The organism is Peribacillus sp. SIMBA_075, assembly GCF_046534585.1.
Genome location: NZ_JAWRYN010001067.1, coordinates 1 through 255, shown reverse-complemented (window position 1 = coordinate 255; position 255 = coordinate 1). Strand labels below are relative to the sequence as shown.

Annotated in this window: 1 protein-coding gene; it reads right to left on the bottom strand. The window is 42.7% G+C overall.

Features of this window, described 5'->3' with window-relative positions; all coding sequences use genetic code 11:
- A partial coding sequence (locus SB775_RS31570) for an ATP-binding protein (RefSeq protein ID WP_486360731.1) occupies window positions 1–255 on the bottom strand: 255 nt, incomplete at both ends.

Sequence of the window (255 nt, the reverse complement as noted above, 5' to 3'; positions counted from 1 at the left end):
GTAATTGATCTGTAAGAGACACACTTGGCGCAACTTCAATGACCTTTTGGTGACGCCTTTGGACAGAGCAGTCACGCTCATATAAATGAATGATATTGCCGTGATTGTCACCAATCACCTGCACTTCAATATGTTTCGGATTTTCAATCAGTTTCTCAACGTATACTTCGTCATTTCCAAAAGCAGCTTTCGCCTCTGACTTTGCACGGTCATAGCCTTCATTCAGCTCCTCTTTTGATCTGACAATCCGCATAC